Annotated in this window: 4 protein-coding genes; all 4 read right to left on the bottom strand. The window is 45.9% G+C overall.

All coding sequences use genetic code 11. From position 1 onward, the window contains the following. The coding region (locus tag VIP81_RS32955) for a secretin and TonB N-terminal domain-containing protein (protein ID WP_331972349.1) at positions 1 to 506 on the bottom strand (506 nt) is incomplete at its 3' end. A 92-nt stretch (positions 507 to 598) separates the two neighbouring features. After that, positions 599 to 1522, bottom strand: coding sequence for a FecR family protein (locus VIP81_RS32950; protein ID WP_331972346.1), 924 nt, complete (start codon positions 1520 to 1522; stop codon positions 599 to 601). 71 nt (positions 1523 to 1593) lie between these two features. After that, positions 1594 to 2157 carry an RNA polymerase sigma factor gene (locus VIP81_RS32945; protein ID WP_331972343.1) on the bottom strand — a complete coding sequence of 188 codons (564 nt, stop codon included), beginning with the start codon at positions 2155 to 2157 and terminating at the stop codon, positions 1594 to 1596. A gap of 330 nt (positions 2158 to 2487) precedes the next feature. Continuing rightward, entirely contained in the window at positions 2488 to 2706 is a 219-nt protein-coding gene (locus tag VIP81_RS32940; protein WP_331972340.1) for a hypothetical protein, read from the bottom strand. Positions 2707 to 2962 lie beyond the last annotated feature (256 nt).

The following is a 2962-nucleotide window of genomic DNA, read 5'->3' as shown; positions in this document are numbered from 1 at the left end:
TAATACACTACCAGCACATCGGTGGTATCTTTTACATCTATGTAAAAGCGGCCGGCTTCGTCGGCAGTGACTACGCTGCCGGTACTTTGCGCCATGATTTCCGCGTGGGCCACGGGGTTGTTTTTAGTGGCGTCGATCACGATTCCGCTAATGGTTCTTTTGCGGGGCGCGGTGGATTGTTTAATAATGATTTTGCGGATCACCACTTTTTTCCCATCTACTGCCTCATACTCCAGACCCGTATTAAGCAGCAGGTAGCCAAGTACTTCCGCTACCGTTTTATTATTCAAATCGGCATTGTATTTTTTATCCAGCACCTTGATATCAGCAGGGTTGTAAAAAAAGGTGACTCCACCTTTCGCCTGCAACTGGCTGAAACATTTTGTGATGCCTTCATTTCTGAAACTAATGCTGACTTTCTGCTGTAAGACATTCGTTTGCGCCATTGCCGGGAGCGCCACGATGAGCAGGAACCACATACATCCGTGTAAAATTTTTTCCTTCATTCGTTTAGTGATTTAAATAGCGGTGGTGTTACCAATAGCTGTTAGCTGTTAGCTTTTAGCAGTTAGACTGCCACATGATTTAATACCGTTTGTTATTTGATTAAAATGGTTCCGTCCTTGTTTTTATGTATCGTTAACCTGTAGGAAAGAGCAATTACTTTTAAAATATCGTCGAGCGAATCGTCTTCCTCAAAAGCACCGGTGAATTTCAAACCCGCCGTAGCCGGGTTTCCACAGCTGATCTTTACCCCGTACAGTGTTTCTATCTCCCTAAATACCGCCGACAATGCCGACTCATTAAACATTAATTTATTGCTGGTCCAGCCGGTATTCACTTCCTGCTGCGTATAGATCTTTATTTGTTGTGCGGATTTGTTGAACACCAGTTCCTCCGCAGCACCCAGCTGCCTGGTCACCGTTTCCGCCGTTACCGCTACCCTACCCGATTTCACACTTACTTTAGGCGATTGAATACCGATGCTATCTGTGACTACAAAAGAAGTTCCCAGCACCTGCACTTTTAAATTAGGGCCGGTAATAATAAAGGGCGCTGTTTCCGGCATCACCTCAAAAAAGGCTTCTCCATTTACTTTGATGCTGCGTTTTTGTCCGCGGAAATATTTGGGATACATCAGGGTGGTGCCGCCGTTTAATACTACCACCGAACTATCCGGCAGTACTACCTTCTTCACCTGGTACTTCAGCGCCGTCACCATTTCAATAGGTACAGGGCTGAGCCAATCCTGCAGCTCAAAGCGATACACCGTAGCCGCCACCAACAACGATACACCCGCCGCCGCTGCCATACTATATTTCCAGATACTGGTTTTGCGGGGCTCGTAGATCGCTAACCGCAGGTTGTCCAGCACCTGCTGCCGGTGCAACTCCGCATCGGCCGGCAGCTCTTTCTCCGCCATAGCCTTATCGAGCCAGTGCTGCAAAATAGCTGCCTCCCTGCGGGAGGCATTTCCCGCCAGGTAGTTATCGACCATTCTTTTAAACTGTGATATATTCATCCGGAACATGCTTCTATAGATATGTTCCTTTACAAGGGGTGCTTGTCCCGAAGAAGTACGTTAAGGAATTATTAACTGATGATTTCTATCAGTAACATGGCCATGGCAATATGATGCCGCAAAGCCTTCAGCGCAAGGTGTAGCTGGTTTCTCACTGTTTTTTCAGAGAGATTTAATTTTTGGGCAATTTCTGTAATCGATAAATGATGACGACGACTCAAGAGAAAGATCTCCTTCGTTTTTACGGGCAACGTATTCAATTGTTCCTCCATCTCCCTGAATACATCCGCCTCCTCCATCTTCTCCCAAATACTATTTAATACCGGCAAAATATATTCCTGTACCCGGTCCAGTTCCTCCGGACGGTTCATGATCTCCTGCAACTTTTTTAACGACTGAAACCGGACCGCCTGCAACAGGTAACTCTCCAGCGGGCCTTTAATGTTCAACCGCTCCCGCCGCGACCAAAGCGAAATATATACCAGTTGAACTACATCTTTCGCATCATCGGCATTGCCCAGAATCTTAAACGCAAAAGCATATAATACCGGCCAGTGACGGTTGAAACACCTTTCAAAAGCTTTCTGGTCACCGGCACGGATAAGATGGAGCAACTCGGTATCTTGACTCTGCATGGATTTGTTTTAACAACGCGAGGCAAAATAGGCGATTTGTGGTTGCGGGGGGTTTAAGTTAGTGTTATCTTTTTGTTTTTGGGCATGCGGTGGTAGCGAGTGCAGGCAAGGAGATGGTGGTGAATGTGATGTCGTGGATGTTGGTTTTCGCGATGGTGACCCCGCCAGCGATTGCCCCGATCGTGGCCGCGAGGTTGCCGCAGGAAGTCAAAGATGCTGTTCACGAACTCCGGTGCTTCCGGTGCTGCGGAAGTGACGTTGAAGTTCTTGATGAGGAAACCGTCGGTATGGATAAAGCCACAGATGATAATAATGGGGATCATTGCTTCCTTACAGGTACCAGCCGTGTATAATAGTAAGTGTACTCCAGCTAATGCTAATGCTAATGTTAATGCTTATTACCAACGCAAACCCACTTAGCAGCCAACCGGCCCTGTCAATCGTGCCCCGAAAATGCGCCGCTATCTGCGGCAAAATGCCTATTACGCCAAATTCCGTTGTGGCAATGCCCAAAATGCATAGCGCCAGTAAATACAATGTTCGTTTCATTCTTCTAATTTTTACGCAAACTTGCCGGGGTTTCGTGATTGGAGGTACTTTACTTTCAAGTGCGATACTTACCTTCTTGAAAGAATGTTAATCAGATGAAGTTATGTCGGTTTTTTTTCATGATAGTAAGTCATTGTTGTCCGGGTAAATCTTAATTAGAAGGTACAAAAAAAGGGCAGTTCCAAAGAACCACCCATATTAGTTAAGTTTGAGTTACCACACTTAAACGATAACTAATGAGCGAATTTAAAAAATT

The organism is Chitinophaga sp., from assembly GCF_036566945.1.
Lineage (GTDB): Bacteria > Bacteroidota > Bacteroidia > Chitinophagales > Chitinophagaceae > Chitinophaga.
Note: the sequence above shows the minus strand (reverse complement) of the source record. Positions and strands in the feature narration are given on the sequence as shown.

Coding starts and splice junctions, on each gene's coding strand:
- VIP81_RS32950 (WP_331972346.1), bottom strand. CDS start 1,522: ATGAATATATCACAGTTTAAAAGAATGGTCGATAACTACCTGGCGGGA.
- VIP81_RS32945 (WP_331972343.1), bottom strand. CDS start 2,157: ATGCAGAGTCAAGATACCGAGTTGCTCCATCTTATCCGTGCCGGTGAC.
- VIP81_RS32940 (WP_331972340.1), bottom strand. CDS start 2,706: ATGAAACGAACATTGTATTTACTGGCGCTATGCATTTTGGGCATTGCC.